The sequence below is a fragment of the Flavobacterium gilvum genome (genome assembly GCF_001761465.1).
Lineage (GTDB): Bacteria > Bacteroidota > Bacteroidia > Flavobacteriales > Flavobacteriaceae > Flavobacterium > Flavobacterium gilvum.
Map to the genome: position 1 here is coordinate 274,986 of NZ_CP017479.1, position 18,849 is coordinate 293,834.

Below are 18,849 nucleotides of genomic sequence, written 5' to 3' on the forward strand. Positions count from 1 at the left end.
TGTTTTCTTGTCGATTTTCCCTTGAAAATAATGTTTTAACCATACAAATTGCATTATTTTGCACCATTATCATAAATAATCATGAATCATATTCAAACGGTTTTAATCATAGGTTTCGTTTGGCCCGAGCCCAATTCTTCGGCAGCAGGTGGCAGAATGTTACAGTTAATCACACAATTTCAGCAACAGGGCTATTCCATTACGTTTGCCAGCCCTGCCATGGACAGTGATTTTATGGTTGATTTGGCCGCCCTGAATGTGGACAAAAAAACAATTGCACTGAATTGTTCCAGTTTTGACATTTTTGTCAAAGAACTGAACCCAGCCATTGTATTATTTGACCGATTTATGATTGAAGAGCAATTTGGCTGGCGCGTTGCCGAAAATTGCCCGAATGCCCTGCGAATATTGGATACTGAGGATTTACACTGTCTACGGTCTGCAAGGCAAAAGGCGTTTAAAGCACATCGCGATTTTGTAATTACAGATACATTAAAAGAAGAAGTCGCCAAGAGAGAAATCGCTAGTATTTTGCGATGCGACTTGTCTCTAATTATTTCCGAATTTGAAATGGAATTATTAGAAAAAATCTTTAAAATAGATTCACAATTATTGTATTATCTACCTTTTTTACTCGAACCAATTTCACAATCTACCTTTGAAAAACTCCCCTCTTTTGAAGAAAGAAACGATTTTGTTTTCATAGGCAACTTTCTGCACGAACCCAATTGGAATGCGGTACAATATCTAAAAGAAAGCATCTGGCCACTGATAAGAAAGCAATTACCAAATACCAATCTAAATATTTATGGCGCTTATCCTTCCCAAAAAGCATTACAATTACACCAACCAAAAGATGGTTTTTATATAAAAGGTCGTGCAAATGATGCCAATGAAGTAGTCCAAAATGCAAGAATCGTTTTAGCACCATTGCGTTTTGGCGCAGGCATAAAGGGAAAACTGATTGAAGCCATACAATGCGGGACTCCCAGTATTACGACTAGCATCGGTGCCGAGTCGATGCAGGGAAATTTGCCTTGGAATGGTTTTATTACAGATGATGTGACCGAATTCACCAAAGCCGCAGCAGAATTGTACATGGATAAACAGCTTTGGACAACTGCTCAACAAAACGGAATTGCCATCATCAATCAACGCTATTCAAAAGAAAAGTTTGAAAATGATTTTGCCGCAAAAATTCAGTTTTTACTCGCCAACTTATCCCAACACCGTTTGGATAACTTCATGGGAGCATTATTACAGCATCACACTTTGACCAGCACCAAATACATGTCAAGGTGGATTGAAACAAAAAACAGTAAAGAGAAAAAAAATTAGCCAAAAGAGTCAGCCTTCAGAAAAATCGATATGTAATCATTTTAATCCGTGTCTCAATAAATTATTTTTTCATTTTTTTTTATTTTCTTAAAACACTAAATATTAGAGCGCTGACTATTTTTTTAAAATAAAAATCAAAAAAACTTTCGAAATGTTTTGCATAAGCGAAAAACCTGCCTATATTTGCACTCGCAATCACGAAATGATAGCAATCCAATAAAATAGGGCGATTAGCTCAGCTGGTTCAGAGCACCTCGTTTACACCGAGGGGGTCGGGGGTTCGAACCCCTCATCGCCCACAAAACTTCTCAAGGAATTGAGAAGTTTTTTTTTGCGGTAAATTTTTCTTACTTTTATTTGTCGAAAATAAATAATTGTTAAATACACACTTAACTTGTAAAAAATTGAGATTGTGTTTCGTACTTTTAAACTCAAATAAAATAAAAGTACTGACATAAATTAACATCAATTTTTATGAAAAATAAAAGAATGAAAGCATTATTGCTCATTGGATTTCTAATTATAAACACTGTCATCAGAGCGCAATCTGTTTCAACGGCCGAAGAGGATATTACAAAAGCAAAAGAGTGGATTACCTCTTTATCATTAAATGACAGCTCGAAGGAAAATAGATTAATACAAGTAGTTGCTACTCATCTTTCCACAATAAAAGATTGGCATAATACCCACCCCGCCTCTACAGTTCCTGCGGGAATTAATCCTCTGGACGGGAAGCCTCTTTCAGAACTTCATCGGCAAATTATTGCAGATTCGGCAATACCTTCTACAACTCATGAAAGTTTAATGAGTGGGTTAAGAAAAGATTTAAGCGAAGACCAAGTAGCTTTGGTTTTAGACAAATACACTATTGGAAAAGTAGCTTTCACGATGAAAGGCTACCAATCTATTGTTCCTGATATGACAGCTACAGAAACTGCTGAAATTCAAAAATTATTAGAAAAGGCTCGTGAACAGGCAGTGGATTATAAGAGCATGAAAGAGATATCGGCTATTTTTGAAATTTATAAAACCCAAGCTGAACAATATTTAAACAACCACGGTCGTAATTGGCGTCAGATGTATGGTGATTATACCAAAAAAATTAAGGCAGAAAAAGAAGCCAAGAAACAAAAGTAGACTTTTGTCTCAAAACCAAAAAAGGGCTGTCCAAAAGTAATTTTCCGGACAGCCTCTTGATGTGATATCTAATAAGGCCTTGAGTATAATTTTTCCCTAAACTGCCTCTATTCCACTTTTATTTCTATGGCTTTCGCCAAAATATCGATCCCCGTTGAAGCTTTTAACTGAATATTTTCTTTCTTTCCGTTAGATTGAATAATGGCGATACATTTACCATTAAATACTTTGCAAGAATTGGCTTTGAACGAATCCCAACCTGCCTGATAACCATTGTCAACTCCAACTAATTTTCCGCCACCTATCACTTCAAAATCGATTAGATTATTGGCGTTTGGCACTAAGTTTCCGTCTTTATCAGTTATAGAAACGGTTACGTAAACCAAATCATAACTGTCATTTTTCAGGGTTTTCTTGTTGGCTACTAAAGCAATTTTCGAAGCTTCTCCAGCTGTTTTGATTTCTTTTTCCAAAACAACTTTTCCCCCTTTTCTAGAAATGGCTTTTATTGTTCCGGGTTCGAATTTTACACGCCATGAAATGTGTAAATCGTCATTTTGCTTGGATTTTTTACCCAATGATTTTCCGTTAAGGAACAATTCGACTTCATCGGCATTGTTGTAATACGCCCAAACATCGACTTCCTGTCCAGCCGTCCAATTCCAGTGAGGAAAAATATGCAAAACGGGTTTGGTCGTCCATTCACTTTGGTACATATAATACACATCTTTGGGAAAGCCAGCCAAATCAATAATTCCGAAGTACGAACTCCTTGCAGGATAAGGATACGGATCGGGTTCCCCAATATAATCGAATCCTGTCCAGATGAAAGTTCCCGCCATAAAATCCTGTTTTTTGATGGTTTTCCAATTGTCTTCGTGAGTCGCTCCCCAATAGGATTTCACCTGATCGTAAGCCGAAACAGTCCAATCGGCATTGCCATCAAACGGAGCACCATATTTGGGTGGCCAAGTTTTTATCACATCCGAAGGTTGGTCATAATGTCCACGGGTTTCGAGCGCCGAAACACTCTCGGAAGCGAGTATCTTTTGCCCTTTGAAACGAACTGGAAAATCTTTGTAATCTTCGTGTTTATAATTGAATCCCAACAAATCCAAAGCACCCGATTGGTAAATAAAATTTTTCTCAATAACATTTTCAGTCAAAGCGCTCGTTACGGGACGCGTTTTGTCTAGCGATTTAACAATTTGTGCCAATTCTCTAGTAATCGCAATTCCGGTGCTGTCAAATTGCTCACGGATTTCATTTCCGATACTCCACATCATCACCGACGGATGGTTGCGGTCTCTTTTGATAAAATCTTCCAAATCCTGTTTGTGCCACGCATCCCAATCTTTGTGGTAATCGTTGGTTACTTTTTTCTTTTTCCAAACATCAAAAGCTTCGTCCTGAACAATAAATCCCATCTCGTCGCACAACTGCATCATTTCCAACGAATGTGGATTATGTGCCATTCGGATGGCATTAGCTCCCATTTCTTTCAGGATTTTCAGTTTTCTTTTTACGGCGTGAATATTTTCCACAGCCCCCAAAGCGCCGTTGTCGTGATGCAGACAAACGCCTAATATCTTTGTTGGTTTTCCATTCAATGAAAATCCTTTTTCGGCATCAAAACTGAAGAATCGGAAACCCAATGGAGTTTCATAATTGTCGATTAATTTTGAATTTTCATAGATTCTCGTCAGCACTTTGTACATATATGGATTTTCAGTATCCCATAATTTTGGCTGATTAACGGTTAAATTATGAACCTTTTTTGCAGAAGTTTTTGGCTCAAATTTTTCTATAGAAGTGCTGTTTGCAACCTCAACATTGTTTGCATTTACTATTGAAGTTACCAGTTTGAATTCTTTTGCGGAAGCGTTTTCATTGTCAATAGTAACCTCACAATTAACGCTTGCTTTTTGTGCAGAAACCTCCGGAGTCGTTACATAAGTTCCCCATTTGGCCACGTGCAGTTTCTCGCTGACAACTAATCGCACATTTCTGTAAATTCCCGATCCCGTGTACCATCTTGAATTGGGCTGCGCATCATTATCAACTTTGACAGCGATAACATTTGGTTTTCCAAAATACAAATATTGGGATAATTCATAACCGAAAGAAATATATCCGTTCGGGCGAATTCCCAACGAATGTCCATTTATGAATACTTCACTGTTTTTGAAAACACCATCAAATTCGATTGAAATGGCTTTGTTTTTCCAATTGGCAGGAATGGTAAAAACTTTGCGGTACCAACCTTTTCCAGCTGGCAAGAATCCTTGCGCTTGTTTTGTTTTACTGTCTTTATCAAATGCTCCTTCAATGCTCCAATCGTGAGGCAAATTCAAAGTTCTCCAATCAGCGATATTGAAATTAGCATTTATTGCCTGAGGATAATCCCCTAGTTTAAAATTCCAGTTTTTATTAAAATCCTCAACGATTCGGGCTTTTTTAGTTTGGGAAAAACTTGCTATTGAAAGCAATAATACCAATACGATTCCTGTTTTTTTTACCATTGTAATTATTTTTTTTCAACCATATAAGGCATATAAGGTCATTTAAGGAAAACTTAAACATATAACTTATATGAACTTATATGCCTTATATGGTTTAAATCCATCTCAATTTTTAATTATTTTGTACACTCAAATAGAGCCGATTTATTTTAAAAACTTATATGACTTATATGTTTTTAAATATTTACTGAAACTCAAAAGAATCTAGTAACAATCCCTGCATATCCTCTGATTCTAATGTGATTGTGTACGTCCCTGCGTTGATATAACCGCCTGATGTTGTATTCAAAACTTTCCATTTTTCGGGCGAAGGAGGAAACTCAATCGTATCGTTTCTCATCAAAATTCCGTAAGCATCTTCCATTTTGAATTTGACTTTTAATGGTGTTTCATTTCGATTCATATATCGGAAACGCATCAGGTAAATCCCGGCTACTCCAGGTTTTACTTCAAACTGAATGCTGTTTTTTGTTTTTTGTGTAAACTCAACATAATCGCTCTTTTTAAAATTAGCCTTCTGAATTCCCGATCCATCCGTTTTGGCAGTTTCGGCTTCAATAAGCACCACAGGACGCGAATCGTCTTTTTCGCCCATATCATACGTTGGAACCACAGCAACAGAACTCAAACTTTCAAAATTTTCGAAAAATACTTTTTCGCCCTTTTTTACTTTTTTCTGAAAAACAGTAAACTCAATACCTTCTGAATTTCTAGCCGAACCTTCTATTTCTTTATATCCAGGAATTGAATCTTTTGGTTTCCGAGGCACTAAAAGATAAATATCAGAATCTTCTTTGGTCTCAAAAGAACCTGTTGTTTTTGCATTGACAGGAAACTGCAAATACTCGGCACCAAAAACCTCCGAAGGTAATTTTGTAAAAAAAACATTCCCATTCGAATATTGCACCGAATTTATATCAAGCCAAGAATCTATTTTGCAAGCTGTTTTATCCTCTGTATCAATAACGACATTCTGAATATTTCCTGAAGATGCAGGCGCTCCTTTCACTGTTTTGTCTTTGGTCGCAATGGCTATTGCCGAAATAATTGCCTGACTCGCTTTTACATTTGGAAACGAAATCACAATTTTCCCATTTTTACTTTTTACAACAAAAGTTTTCTTCAATGCCTTGTCGTGCCCAACCTGATTCCAAATATCAAAATCTTTTAAAACCACTTTATCATTAATAGCCACATCAAACAAACGCCAGCCTTTGCAATCCAATCCGCCACCAGTTCCGTACCAAGGTTCGATGAAATACAATTCCACCAAATATTCTCCATCTGGAGCTGGAAATTCGTAACGCAGTTTGTCGATTCCATATCTAAAATCCTGAAATAATTTCCAATCATTTGTCCCCGCAATTGGATCGAAAGTACTTCTTTGACTCGCATAAAAATCAGGAAGCTGTTTGAAATTATCTGTCCAAGACAAAGAACCCCAAGTCCCATCGCCACTTTTATGCACATCCGCCTGCCAGGTATTCCCAAAAGCATCTGTCATTTGGCCACCTCCGCAATTTACTCTGTAGATATAATTATAGTCTTTTGCTGGTTTTAAAAACACATCATTCTCTGTTTCCAATACGCTGAAATTAGGTGCTTTCGGTAAACCGTTCAATATGATATAATCTTTGGCCACAGCTTTTCCGTTTAAATAACCAACAGCGTATAAAACATTATACTTAATCATGACATTATTCCATTGAAAATGCTGACCCAAGCCTGGATTTTTAAGTCTGCCCAGTGATGTTTTATCCACATTATTGAACAATTCCACCTCATCACAATTGGAATACACATCAATTCCGCTTTTAATTCCGGCAGAAGCCCAACGATTTGTCCAAGTATGCGAAACGATATACACCATCGGGTTGGTTTTGTTCGAAACATAATTGGCTCGGTACATATAATAAGCGTCCAGAGGTTCTCCCCAAATACTGAAAAGTCCTTTGTAATTTACAGGCCCCACTTTGTCTATATCCCTGAATCCTTCGCCGTTTTGAACGCGTCCCGGATTTTCGTGCGAGGCAAAAAGCCAGTTGAATTGCCCAGCGATTTTATCTTTAACCGACTCGGCTTCGCGAACTTTTATTTCCATTAATTGGGAAAAACGGTTTTCGCTCAATGTCCCTTTTTGGTCAAATTCGCCTTCGGTATGTAAATCGTGTGAACGCCATGCGCCGTATTCTCCATTTAATAATTGTTTGCTCATTTCGACATCGTAATTAAACGGATCGCCACCATAGGTTCCCGACCAGTTTTGCACGACATTCCAGTCGGTTCCTTCTCCTCCGTTGCAGGTTGTAACAATGCGTTGTGAAGCTGACATCGGATCCATTTCTCGAATGATTTTGGTGCATTCTTCGGCAAATGCAGCCGGAATCGTGCTCTCGTTTTGCAATCCCCACATCACAACTGAAGGACTGTTTCTGCGTTCTTTAATCCATTCACGCAATAAGGTTTTGAAATTCTCTTTGAATTCGGGAGTATCGTACCAAATATGCGCCGAAAACTGGCTCCAAAACAAAATACCATTTTCGTCTAATTCCTTCTGATATTCCAAATTATGTGGTTGATGCGCTTCGCGAAAGGCATTGAATCCGCTGGCTTTTATTTGTTCAATTCTCGAATGGATTTGTTCTTTCGAAAACGAATGACTGTTCCCTATTAAATGTTCGTATTCACAGGTTCCGTTAATAAACAATGGCTCATCGTTGATAAAAAAACGATTGTCTTTTCCATCTCTGCTCACCGGCCAGCTTACCCAACGAATTCCGTAAGGTGTTTTTAGCTCATCAATTTTTTTCCCTTTTTCTAAAATAGTGGTAACCAATTGGTACAAATAAGGATTGGCTGGCGACCATAATTTTGGCTGTAAAATTTCGGGGAGCGATTGTGCTATTTCGTTTGTTTTACCTACAAAGCTGTTCGTTTCACTTTTTGAAGTAGCAACTTTTTTTCCGTCTTTGTCATAAAGAGTATTTACTATTGTTAAATACCTGTCCGATTTTCCGTAGTTTTTGATTTCGGCGGTAACATTTAAAACAGCTTTTTCTTTGGAAGTTGCTTTGTCATTCCAAATATGGACACCAAAAGGTTCTATCCGAATGGCATTGGTAACGACCAAAGTCACCGGTCTGAAAATCCCCATCGGTTGTGAACCTTCTGAAAATCCCCACTCGCCTGAACAACCTCCGCAAACCCAAGGCAAATCGGCGATAAATGACGGATGTGAAGCTTTGACTACTATATTATTTTCTTTTTCGAAAGAAACAGCATTGGTTATATTTAGTGTAAAAGTGGTTCTCCCGCCTTTATGTTCACCAACTTTTTTTCCGTTTACCCAAACAGTAGCATAGGAACTTACTCCTTCAAAAAAAAGGAAAAGCTTTTTTGAAGCATATTCTTTGTCTAGTTTTAATGTTTTGTGATACCAGGCTATTCCATGCAGATTGCCATGTTTTGTTCTTCGGAATCCGTAATACTGATCCCAATTGTGAGGAACGTTTACTTTTTCCCAGTCGGCGTTTGTCTTTAGGTTTTTTACAAATGTTTCTTCTTGTGACGGATTATCTAAAATGATTGTTTCCCAAGAAGAATTAAGCGAAACTTCTTTACGGAATCCCGCTGATTCCTTATTGCTTTGGCTAAATACCATGCAAAAACTTGAAAAAAAACTAACTATAAAAAAAACTGCTTTCTTCATACTTTTTCCTGAACCTATTTTTTAACCATATAAGGCATATAAGGTCATTTAAGTGTTTCCTCAAAACAGACCTAACAGGTTTTTAAAACCTGTTAGGTCTAACTTTACTTATTGGTTTGCGTGAGGGATAGTAGCGGCATCCTTTTGTGGCGGGGTTCGCCACAAAAGAAATAGCGAATAGCCCGGACCCGTAGTTTTTACGGAGGGTCACGCCCACATTATTCTAATAAAACAACCAATCTACTGCTCCTTTTTCGCCTTCGTCAATATAACCCACATCCCGGGTTGTAATGGTTTGGTTCGCATCTATAAAGCCTAAAATCAAGACTCTTCCTTTGCCCAAATCCAATTTGTTTTCACCGGGCTGAAAGGTATAAGTGTGAACGTTTATTCGTGGTAATTCTTTTAAATTCATTGCGCTTGCCAAAATCACTTCGGCCTGACCATAAGCATTTCCGGCGGCATCGGTCTCCAAACTTGGCGGAAATAAAAATCTTTTTTGGTCAGAATTGAAATAACCAACAACCAGTTTTACCGCTTTAGTGTTTTTGAATTTCAGATGCGTTCCTTTTTCGTTTTGCTCCGTTTCGTCGAATGCAATTCCTTTTAGATTCTGCAATTCGGGAGCTACTTTTGTAAATTCCGAAATTGGTGTGTTATATACTTTTGTTCCATTTTTGACTGCATAAGCTCCTTTGCTTTCGCTCAACAAAGTCACTTCGGCAGTTTTCCAAGGTTTGCCATCTTTGGTTACAATTTTACCGTCTTTTGAGGATTTCAGCAGCTCTAGATTTCGTTTAAAATTAGCCAACTCACGTTCGTAATGTGGCAGTAATTCGGCCCAGGTTTTGTTATTTCCATCGTCTCCTCCAATTGGGATTCGGCGTTGTGCGGTCTGCATACTGTTGGCGTACAAATAATGATCTTTGGTCAAATTAACCAAAGTTTGATAACATTCAATGCTTTTTTCCAAATGTGGCAAGGCTTTGTCCAAATCCGAAATATCATTAGAATAACTGTAACGCAAAACCAATATGGCCGCTTTTACTTTTTCCGAAAAGAAATCGGCAAAAGCTTTATAAGCATGCATATCGTTTTTCAGACGCAGAAATTCTTCTTTGTCTCTGGTTACGCTTGCTTCGGCTTTGTCAATTGCTTCAACTGCCAATCTTCCGTGTTCTGTGATTTCGGCAATAATTTGCGTTGGTAATTCACCCACATGCGGTTCTTTGTTCCATTCTTTTTTGGCATACTCCAAAAGTAATTCGCCCACTGGCCCACAAGATTCGTGGAAACCTGGATATACACGCCATTTCGACGGATTCACTAGTTGGCTTTCAAACATTCCTAATAATAAAGTCTGACGGTTTCCTTCGGTGATTCCAAAACGTCTTAACGTTTTTGGAGCAATTTCTCCCGCTTCTTCATAAGCTTTTCGGATGTTATTTGAAGCTTCTTCATTGGTTCCATATTTATCTGTCAGCAACTGAGCCCAATACTTAATTTCCTGATCTCTATCTCTTTTGCAATTCCAAGCGTATCTTGCCCAGGCTTTGTACCAAATCCAATCGCGATCCATTTCAAGTAATCGTTCGCCTGTTTTGGTTTTATCTGCCGTGTAAGGCCAGTCCCAGTAAGATGCTTGGGGATATAAATGCAACGCATTGGCTCCGTGGGCAGTGTGCATTGCATTCACCGTTTTCTGGATAAAGTCCGGAGATCCGTAACGGAAAGGTTCCAAATTTGCCAAAATATGTACGTTTTCGATATGAATAGAACCCAACGAACTCAGCTGTTTATGCGTTTCTCCCCAAGGCCCGCCAGGCGTATAAGTGGTCAAAGACTCGCCATTATACTTACTCATCGTATACAAATTTTTGTAAATAGGCAATGCTTTTGCCATTACAGCAGGCGCATCGGTATCGTGAGATCTCAAAATAATTGGCGGTTCCTGCGTTTGTCCTAAGGCTTTCATTCCATCCTGAACGCCCGGAATAATGGTTTTGGTGAACCATTCCACATCATCATCAATAGTGTTGATGGCTTCTCCCAGACAAACCAACAATCCTACATTTGGGTATTTCTCTATAAAAGCGGCGATTGATTTCCTTGTGTAATCGGCTATTTCGGGAGTGATTGGACGTGAACGATCCTGCGTTTTTATACCATAATGCTCCGCAAAAGGTTTTGAAACGATGATGTTATAAAACATTTGAATTACCCAAATTCCTCTTTTGTTGGCTTCTTCGGTTAGGAATTTGAAGATTTCTTCATTTTTTTTGAAATCCTCTTCACTTACTTCAAGCGCAAAGGGATAATCTTTTAGTTTCACCAAAGAAGCAAAAGGGTGTCCATTCCACAAATACAAAGAATTCAGACGGTTTTCGACCATCATATCCAGATATTCTGTCCAGAGTTTTTTATCATAAAACCAAGGAAAAGATTCTGGTGTATATGGATATTCATAAACATCTCTTCCGGGAAGATAAACCGGTTTTTGGAGTCCGATGCAAGAACCTCTCAGCACCATTTCGGGACTGTCTTCTATATTTATTTCTGATGGAATTTCGCCTGAAGATTTAATACGGTCAGTCAATTCTAAAGCACCATATAACACGCCAGTAGCATCTGTTCCTTCGATGAAAATAAAGTTCTTATTAGAACGGATTTGGAAACCTTCTTTTTTTGTCAACTTGCTGTCATCAATAACAGTATTTTTGGAATTTTGTTTCCAAAAATCGGTTCCTTTTTCACCAATAATGATTACTTTGTCGTTCGATTTTTTTGGTGCTTTGTCTACAAAAGCCACTTTGAACCCTTTGGCAGTTACCGCTTCTGACAATTTTTGTGCTCCGAATTCTGTTCTTGGCGCATTGGCATCACGAACGATTGTGATGTTTTGCGCTGTAGCAAAAGTGGCACATAATCCTAAAAAAAGTAAGCTTAAATATTTCATTGTGTTTTTATTTTATTAAACAATCCCGCCAAGTTTGTCATTCCGAGGAACGAGGAATCTCATCACAGTTAATCAAGTATTAAGGATTCAGCATACTGAGATTTCTCCTTCGTCGAAATGACAAAAATGAGGAAACATATTTTCTAATTCTGAAAAATTTTCTTCAAATAAGCAACATTTGCACCGTAATTTACCTTTACGTTGTGCACTTGTGTCACATCTCGCGAACGCTCTACAATAAGCCAGCCACTCCATTTCATTTCGTCTAGTGTTTTTTTGATTTTTGGGATATCAATGGCTTTATCATTTTCTAACCAGACATTATCCGTATTGGAAGCGTGAATTTGTGCCAAATGTTTTTTGCCCAAAATCTTTAACTCGGTGGCAATGTCCCTTCCATTATCAACCGCATTCGCAAAATTGAACGAACTTTTAATGTGTTTTGAACCTATTTCTTCCAATAGTTTTTTCTCCTCCGTCGCGTTCAGTGACGTTTCAATAGCGATAACGCCTCCAATTTTCCCGACTTGTTTTCCAGCCCATTTTAGTCTTTCAACAACTATTGGACGCAATTCTGGATTTTTAGACAAATCACATTGAGTCCCCAATGGCAGGTAAGCGACTTTGACATTCATGTTTTTCATGGTCATGATACAGTCATCAACCATTTGAGTCACTGTTTCTCTTTTTGCAAAAGACTGTGCATAAAAACCGGACATCGCAATCGAACTGATGCCAACATTCAATTCTTTGGATGCATCCAAAAACTTTTGTCTTTCTACAGGGTCACCCAATTTGCTATCAAAAGTGGGACGATTTCCCAAACCTCCCATATCGAGTTCAATTCCGTCTGCCTTTATTTCGCCAGCTAATGCAAAAGCGCCGAGTTTTTGCCTTTTTAAAATCATCCAATCGCAAACTGCCACTTTATATTGTTGCTTTTTTGATGATTGTGCAGAAATTGTACCATTGAAAGTACCGCACAAAACAGCAAGAAATAAAACAATATCGTTTCTTTTAAAATAAGTTGACTTCATATTCCTTTATTTTACCATTAAGATATTAAGAAAATTAAGCGTTACACTTAATAAAACTTAATATCTTAATGGTTCATTTATAATTTTACTCTTCTTATTTTTGACTTTAAGACATTTAGAAAATCAAGCCTTACACTTAATCTTCTTAATATCTTAATAGTTCATTTATAATTTAATCTTCCTCTGCTTTCACAGCTTTCACAACCTTTCCTTCTTCACCAGGCCAGATTCCGTTTTTGATTGGAAGAGCCACCAATTTGCTTGGATCAATTTTTACATATTTCAGTTTTTCTCTTCTCCAGGTGTAAACAATATGAACCATTCCGTCTGAACTCTGAATCATAGATGGATAAGAATATTGACTGATTTTTGAATCTTCCAAAACCAAAGCAGCATTCCAATGGATTCCATCATTAGAAATCGAAACATTAAGTGGTGTTCTTGGCCCTTTGGCTTCGGTTCCGGGAGGCAAAACGTGGTTGTAAACCAATAAATGCTTTCCGTTTTTAAGCGTTACAGCATCCGTTCCAGAGTTGTTATTTGGCAACCCAATCAACTCTAAATCTGACCAGGTTTTTCCGTTATCTTTAGAAAAAGTGCTGAAAATAGCTCTGTTTCTGGTTCTTCCAATCGCCTGAATACTTCCGTCTTTATGGAACAGAATACTAGGCTGGATGGCATTGATTTTTTGTTTTCCTCTTGACAAAGTATCGCCCATAACCCAAGTCTTTCCGAAATCTGGAGTAAATTCCATACGGAGTCTCCATCCATCGCCTTCTATACTGGAAGGACACAAAAGCGTTCCGTTGCTCAATAAAACCGGTTTGTTTTTGATTGGCCCCAAGAAATCTTTGCTTGGCATATTTTTGGCTTCAGACCAGGTTTTTCCACCATCTGAAGAAGTTCTAATTACACCCCACCATTCCGCTGGTTTTGGTCCTATTTTATAAAACAACATCAAATCTCCACCCGGAATTTGGTACAAAACAGGATTCCAAGTTGGAAATCGTGTGCCGTCTGGCATTACTCCATCGGCTACTTTCACTCCTTCAGTCCATTTATCAGTCCCTTTGGGTTTTATAGCTACATAAATACATACATCCGGATTTCTTTCTGCAGTTCCTCCAAACCAGGAAGCCACTAAATCTCCATTGGTCGCTTCCACAATCGTCACTGCATGACAGGATGGATAAGGTGCTTTGTCGTATATAAATTCATCTACCAGAATTCCTTCTTTCCATGTCTTTTTTTCCAAAGAAGGTTTACAACTTCCCAAAAGCAACAGTCCAAAAAGGGTAATAGTTATGTGTTTGAGTTTCATTATTTATTTTTTTTATATTATCAGATAAAATTAAACACCAAAAAAATGGTGCACTTCTACATATTAAGTGTAAAAATAACACTAAAAAAATAACGAAGTAACCTGTACCGTCCTGTGTTGAAAAAAATTGACATAAATTTAACATCAAAACTTTGATTTACAATAAAATACACAAAGTTTTATAAATTATTTTACATTCAAAATATAGGTGCCAGACGGTAAATTCAAGACAAGATTATTTTTTTCAATTTTAAAAAAAGTTGAAAGCTGAGTTAGTTTTTGATTATTCACCATCACAGATGAAGCATTATTTGTTGGCAAATAAACTACCGCAGAACTGTTTGCTGGAATGGTAATTTTCCATTCTAAAGCACTTTTATTTTTCTTCCAATCACTTTTTATCAGACCGTAAATCGATTCATAAGAAGCATTTACATAAGTCAGTCCCGCATTGAAATCCGGTTTCATAATGATTTGTTTAAAGCCCGGCGTTTCGGGATTGCTCTTGATTCCCGCCATATTTTCGTAGTACCAAATCAATAAATCACCCAAAAGCATTACGTGATTTTGCGAATTCATTGATGGGTCTGCGGTGTTTCCGTTCCATAATTCCCAAATGGTCGTAGCTCCATTTTCGACCATAAATCCCCAACTTGGATACGTTTTATTCGAAGCTAATTTGAAGGCCAAATCTCCTCTGCCAAAATTTGTCAGTGTTCGCATCAAAAACTGCGTTCCGATTACTCCCGTACTGATGTGCCCGTTTTTGTTTACTTCAATTTCGTGTACCATATTTTGGAAAACTTTCTCTTTTATATCTTCAGGAACGATTCCGAAATACAACGGCAACAAATTGGCTGTAACCGTATTATTCGCATACGTATTGGTCGCAGCATTAAAAAATTTGGTATTAAAAGCTTTTTTGATTCGCACTGCCAAATCATCGTAATACGCAATATCGGATTCGGCATTTGAGATCTTGGCAAACTTTTTCATGATGCCTAAAAGCTGATAATAAAACGCACTCGACAACAATTGTCCGTCCGTTAAGCGGGCTGGATCTTTGGAACGAATCAACTCTAATGATTCCGGCGGAACGCACCAATCGCCATATTTATCCTTGTCCATTAAATCATTTTGCAGATAATTTTCCTCCATGTACACCATCCATTTTTTCATGGAATGATATTGTTTTTTAATCACTTCCTGATCACCAAATTGCTGATACAACATATCGGCAACCGTGATATACGTTCCCGGCCAGGTCACATTATCACCGTAATAACGCCAAAAAGCCGGCGCCACATCAGGCAACCCTCCGTCTTGCGTTTGAGAATATTTAATATCATCAAGCCATTTGGCATACAACGTTTGGTTGTTGAACAGAAAACTTTCTCCATAAGCACCCGTCGTTCTGTCTCCCAACCAAGGCTGACGCTCGTTTCGTTGCGGACAATCGAGAGGCATTCCTTTGTAATTTCCGCTGATTCCCCACCATGCATTTTTGAAAATCTGGTTCATAGTCGCATTTGAAGATTCAAAAGTTCCGGTGGTTTTCATATCATCGTAAACCACTTTTCCAACGAAATTATCCAAAGTTGGCTTACCCGGAAAACCAGAAATTTCTACAAATCTAAAACCGTGAAATATAAATCTCGGCTCCCAAATTTCTTCACCTTCACCTTTCAGCGTATAAATATCAGTCGTTTTTGCATCACGCAAATTGGCAATGTACAACGAACCATCGGCCTGCAACGACTCGGCAAATTTCATCGTGACTTGGTCGCCACTTTTTCCTTTTATTTTCAGTTGCAACCAGCCCACCATATTCTGCCCCATATCAAGAATGTAAGTTCCTTTCGCAGTCGCTTTAATCGAAATTGGTTTTACCTCGCCTTTAATTTTCATATTCGGCGTCATTTGCGCTTCATAAAAACCGCCCGGTTCCTGAACATATCTCGCATTTACCCAGTTTTTATCATCAAAATTGGTCGTGTTCCAGCCTTTCATTTCCTTGCGGGCATCGTATTCCTCGCCGTCATATTCATTGTTAGCCAAAATCGGTCCTTCGGTGGTCAGTTTCCAAGTGTCATCTGTTCTAATGACTTCACTCGTTCCGTCGGTATATTCGACAAACAACTGCAAAGCCATTTTTGGCAAACCAAATGATTTGATTTTATACGGCTTGTAATCCTGACGCATCGCAAAAAATCGTCCGTTTCCTAAAATCGTTCCCAACATATTTTTGCCTTCTTTCAGTTGAGAAGTCACATCAAAAACATTGTATTTTACGTTTTTGGTGTAATCCGTCGGAACAGGCGCCAAAACTTGGTCACCAATTTTATTTCCGTTAATATACAGCTCGTACAAGCCCATCCCCATAATATACACCTTGGCGTTTTTGACCTGTTTTTTTAGATTGATTTCTTTTCTCAAATAACGTGCTGACAACTTTGAGAATTGAGAAATACTATCGTCTTTCGACAATTTTTCATACCCAATCCAACGAGTCGATTTCCAGTCGGCATAGGTTAAAATCCCGATGCTGAAATGTGCATTTTCTATTGATTTTGCTTCTCCTTTATTCGTAAAAACGATTACTTTCCAAAACGCATTTTGTCTATCTTTTAACTTTTTTCCTTTATAAACAACATTAACCGATTCATCGCTGTTTACTTTTCCGCTATCCCATAAATCGGCTTTGTTCGCGTTCAGGTTTTCCAATGTCGAAGCGATTAGAATTTGATAGGCGGTTTGTTTTACATCATTCACATCCGACTTTATCTGCCAGCTCAAACGAGGTCGCAAAACATCAATGCCTTCGGGATTGTTCAGCATTTCGCATTGCAGATTGGTAACGCTGATTTTGTTTTGGGCTTTCGCCAAAGAAAAACAGACCGACGCAATTAGAATGAATGTAGATAAAAATATTTTTTTCATAGTTGTATTTTTTGTCACTGCTTTAAAAGATTCTTATACTTTTTTCTGAGAAAGTCTGCGAAGTCTGCGTGCTAAATTTTTTCGCACAGACTTCGCAGATTTACGCAGATTTTTTATTCTCATTTTTGTCAATTCATACAAATGGGAAGGAAAACCCGTAAACAATTTAATTCGAAACTATTCGCTCCAATTTCTCAGAAACAGCAATTTCCTTTCCGTTTTTAAAAATTCTAAAGCCTTTTCCTTTATGATATTTCTCTCCGGTTTTATCCCAAAGAATTGTGATGATATTTCCGTGGTACAAGACATTATCCAAACAAAACCAATCCCATTTGTCCTGCGGAATCAACGGATTTGCCTCAATTTTTTCATCGGCTCTCGGGCGTAAACCAACCAATCCCGTAATCACCAAATCATTAAAAGTTGAGTGATTATAATAACGGCTTCGCTCCCTTTCGCCCATTAACCAATAACCTGTGGTTTCATCTAGATACTCTCCCAAATAAGGTTTTCCGTGAAAATACTGTGATTCTACATACAAACTCATTTGCTTAAAATAATCGGTTTTGGCAACAAAATTCTGATCGTAATTATTCAAAACATTTGCCAGAGCCGTCAAAGTCTGCGAACTCGCAAAAGGCCAAATCGCTCCGTCCCATTCACAAGTTCCGGTTCCGTGCGTTCTAAAACGTGGACTTCTTCGTTCTGCTGTTGTCAAACCAAAAGGCGCCGAAAACCCTTTTTCATCCTTAATTTGTTCCCAAGCTTTTTCGAAACCTTTGTTTTTTTCTGGTAAATTAAAATACCAAGGAATAAATCCAATCGCTTCTCTCACCTGAGCCAAAGTATCTTTCTCTGTAAAAGTTTCAAAAAACTCCGCTTTCGAATTCCATAATTTGGTTTCAACCAATTGTTTCAAGTCATTTGCTTTGACTTCAAATTTTGCTTTCACATCTTTATCACCTTTCATTTCGGCCATTTTTGCAATCGCCACAGCATTTCCATACATATAACTGTTGATCGTCGGACGCGCATTTTGTACTTTTCGCCCGCCACTCAAGGATTCTTCCATTCCGTCTTTTACATCATGTTGCCAAAACAAACCATCTTTGCGCTGACGGTCTTTTTCCCAAACCGCATAATCGGTAATCATGTCCGGATACATGTCCAACAAAAACGTTTTGTCATAATTCACCAAATATCGGTTGTACAAAGCATCGGCTGTCCAGCTGCTAAATTTGTATAATTTGTTCATTGGTTTTCCGTCGTTCCCGCGGTACCATAATTTTACATCTTGCTCAATGTATTGCGGGTCGTGCACCCAACGGAACTCATTGATGTGATGTCCAACCGCACAGGCAATCATATTATACTTGTCGGCATAGGAACGGTCCACCAAAAACTCAGTAATTGCAAATCCCTGTGGCGTTTTCTTGATGTGTTTACGTGCGCTCCACCAACGGAAATAATAAATCTCCTCAAAGTTTTGCTGTGGACATTCAAACAACGGAACGTTCTTTTTCATCCAAGTCCACGCACTGTCATTTGGAATCACAAATTTCAAATTCTCGTCTTCCATCGCGTTGAAATAATCAACATAATGCTTGTAATTTTCGGCTTTTAAAATGACTGCTTGGCTTTTTTGCGAATGTCCTGATCCTGATTTACAACTGCTGTTCAAAGCAGAAATCAGAATTACAAAAGCTATTATTTTGTATTTAAAATTCATATTCAAATTATTTTAATTTTTTGGGCGTGCCCCTTCGTGAAAAACTTCGGGTCGTGCTGTACGTTCCCGCTTTTTTTCTTTGCATAGCCCAGGGTTTAAACCCTGGGCTATGCAAAGAAAAAAGAGCTCCACTGCCATCACTCACGCGGACTAACAATCC

General features: G+C 38.1%; 9 protein-coding genes and 1 tRNA gene. 3 read left to right on the plus strand and 7 right to left on the minus strand.

The window, feature by feature from the left end:
* Positions 1-81: 81 nt before the first annotated feature.
* From EM308_RS01320 to EM308_RS01330, 3 genes are all read left to right on the plus strand, one after another.
* Positions 82-1,338 carry a glycosyltransferase family 4 protein gene (locus EM308_RS01320; protein WP_035637144.1) on the plus strand — a complete coding sequence of 419 codons (1,257 nt, stop codon included), beginning with the start codon at positions 82-84 and terminating at the stop codon, positions 1,336-1,338.
* A 224-nt stretch (positions 1,339-1,562) separates the two neighbouring features.
* A tRNA-Val gene (locus tag EM308_RS01325) sits at positions 1,563-1,637 on the plus strand.
* Positions 1,638-1,812: 175 nt separating this feature from the next.
* Positions 1,813-2,475 carry a DUF3826 domain-containing protein gene (locus EM308_RS01330; protein ID WP_156101346.1) on the plus strand — a complete coding sequence of 221 codons (663 nt, stop codon included), beginning with the start codon at positions 1,813-1,815 and terminating at the stop codon, positions 2,473-2,475.
* Positions 2,476-2,582: 107 nt separating this feature from the next.
* Here EM308_RS01330 and EM308_RS01335 read toward each other — a convergent pair whose 3' ends face one another.
* The 7 genes from EM308_RS01335 to EM308_RS01365 all read right to left on the minus strand — a co-directional run bounded on the left by EM308_RS01335 (position 2,583) and on the right by EM308_RS01365 (position 18,689).
* Positions 2,583-4,997 (minus strand): sugar-binding domain-containing protein, encoded by a 2,415-nt coding sequence (locus EM308_RS01335; RefSeq protein ID WP_035637140.1) that lies wholly within the window; start codon positions 4,995-4,997, stop codon positions 2,583-2,585.
* A gap of 184 nt (positions 4,998-5,181) precedes the next feature.
* Positions 5,182-8,706: a malectin domain-containing carbohydrate-binding protein gene (locus tag EM308_RS01340; protein WP_035637138.1), complete on the minus strand. Its 3,525-nt coding sequence runs from the start codon at positions 8,704-8,706 to the stop codon at positions 5,182-5,184.
* Between the two features lie 223 nt (positions 8,707-8,929).
* Complete coding sequence (locus EM308_RS01345; RefSeq protein ID WP_051877777.1) at positions 8,930-11,662, minus strand: alpha-d-galacturonidase; 2,733 nt, start codon at positions 11,660-11,662, stop codon at positions 8,930-8,932.
* Positions 11,663-11,805: 143 nt separating this feature from the next.
* The gene (locus EM308_RS01350; RefSeq protein ID WP_035637135.1) at positions 11,806-12,699 is read right to left on the minus strand and encodes a sugar phosphate isomerase/epimerase family protein; all 894 of its coding nucleotides are present in this window, start codon (positions 12,697-12,699) and stop codon (positions 11,806-11,808) included.
* Positions 12,700-12,871: 172 nt separating this feature from the next.
* A complete protein-coding gene (locus EM308_RS01355) occupies positions 12,872-14,020 on the minus strand; it encodes a sialidase family protein (RefSeq protein ID WP_035637132.1) in 1,149 nt (382 codons plus the stop codon).
* Between the two features lie 186 nt (positions 14,021-14,206).
* The gene (locus EM308_RS01360; RefSeq protein ID WP_035637130.1) at positions 14,207-16,960 is read right to left on the minus strand and encodes a glycoside hydrolase family 78 protein; all 2,754 of its coding nucleotides are present in this window, start codon (positions 16,958-16,960) and stop codon (positions 14,207-14,209) included.
* 166 nt (positions 16,961-17,126) lie between these two features.
* Positions 17,127-18,689 carry an MGH1-like glycoside hydrolase domain-containing protein gene (locus EM308_RS01365; RefSeq protein WP_035637126.1) on the minus strand — a complete coding sequence of 521 codons (1,563 nt, stop codon included), beginning with the start codon at positions 18,687-18,689 and terminating at the stop codon, positions 17,127-17,129.
* Between the last annotated feature and the right edge of the window lie 160 nt (positions 18,690-18,849).

Bases quoted from the DNA above. Each gene is read 5' to 3' on its own strand.
- EM308_RS01320 (WP_035637144.1), top strand. From the start codon at position 82: ATGAATCATATTCAAACGGTTTTAATCATAGGTTTCGTTTGGCCCGAG.
- EM308_RS01330 (WP_156101346.1), top strand. From the start codon at position 1,813: ATGAAAAATAAAAGAATGAAAGCATTATTGCTCATTGGATTTCTAATT.
- EM308_RS01335 (WP_035637140.1), bottom strand. From the start codon at position 4,997: ATGGTAAAAAAAACAGGAATCGTATTGGTATTATTGCTTTCAATAGCA.
- EM308_RS01340 (WP_035637138.1), bottom strand. From the start codon at position 8,706: ATGAAGAAAGCAGTTTTTTTTATAGTTAGTTTTTTTTCAAGTTTTTGC.
- EM308_RS01345 (WP_051877777.1), bottom strand. From the start codon at position 11,662: ATGAAATATTTAAGCTTACTTTTTTTAGGATTATGTGCCACTTTTGCT.
- EM308_RS01350 (WP_035637135.1), bottom strand. From the start codon at position 12,699: ATGAAGTCAACTTATTTTAAAAGAAACGATATTGTTTTATTTCTTGCT.
- EM308_RS01355 (WP_035637132.1), bottom strand. From the start codon at position 14,020: ATGAAACTCAAACACATAACTATTACCCTTTTTGGACTGTTGCTTTTG.
- EM308_RS01360 (WP_035637130.1), bottom strand. From the start codon at position 16,960: ATGAAAAAAATATTTTTATCTACATTCATTCTAATTGCGTCGGTCTGT.
- EM308_RS01365 (WP_035637126.1), bottom strand. From the start codon at position 18,689: ATGAATTTTAAATACAAAATAATAGCTTTTGTAATTCTGATTTCTGCT.